Annotated in this window: 1 protein-coding gene; it reads left to right on the forward strand. The window is 68.3% G+C overall.

All coding sequences use genetic code 11. The features are described from left to right. Positions 1-868, forward strand: an 868-nt coding sequence (locus tag L995_RS26840; protein ID WP_047474396.1) for a PLxRFG domain-containing protein, incomplete at both ends; no start/stop codon positions are given.

Below are 868 nucleotides of genomic sequence, written 5' to 3' on the forward strand. Positions count from 1 at the left end.
CTACAGCCAGGACGTGGGCCGCGTGGTGGCCAACTTCATCTACAGCAATGCGCGCCAGGGCGCGGCAGGCCTGAATGCCGGCACCATGGATCGCGCGATCAACGACATTCCGAAGGAGCAGGGCGAGCTGAAGGACCTGGCCATGGGCCTGCGCAGCTACATCCGCGATCCCCAGGAAGAGGGCCAGGCCGTGCGCGGCATGCTGTTCGCGCAGTACCTGGGCGGCTCGCTTGCCTCGGCCGTGGTCAACATGACCCAGCCCTTTGCGGTGACGCTACCCTGGCTCAGCCAGTTCGGCGGCATTCGTGCGGCCAGCGGCCAGATGGCGCGGGCCTTGAAGGACATGGGCACGCGCGGCATGAAGTACGAGACGGACCTGGCCCACGCGCTGAAGTCTGCCGAGGATGACGGCGTGGTCTCCCCGCAGGAAGTGCACCAACTCATGGCCCAGGCGCGCGGCGCGGGCGGCCTGCGCTCTGGTGACGGTACGCGGGCCGGCGATGCGCGTGCGGCGGCCGGCAATGCCTGGGAACGCGCCAAGGTGGCCTGGGGCCAGCCATTCGCACTTGCCGAGCAGTTCAACCGGCGCTCCACCTTCATCGCGGCCTTCCGAATCGCCAAGGCACAGGGTATGGGTGACCCGGGCGCCTTCGCGCGCAAGGCCGTGCTGGAGACCCAGTTCGTCTACTCCAAGGCCGCGAAACCTGTTTGGGCACGCGGCGCCGTGGGCGGAACCCTCTTCACCTTCAAGACCTATTCCGTCAGCTACCTGGAGCTGATGCAGCGGATGTGGAAGCAGGGAGGGCCAGAGGGCAAGCGCGCGGTGGGCTGGGCCCTGGCCATGCTGCTGCTGATGGGCGGTGCGGGC

This window comes from Delftia sp. ZNC0008 (assembly GCF_000799035.1).
In the GTDB taxonomy this organism is placed as follows: Bacteria; Pseudomonadota; Gammaproteobacteria; order Burkholderiales; family Burkholderiaceae_C; genus Comamonas; species Comamonas tsuruhatensis.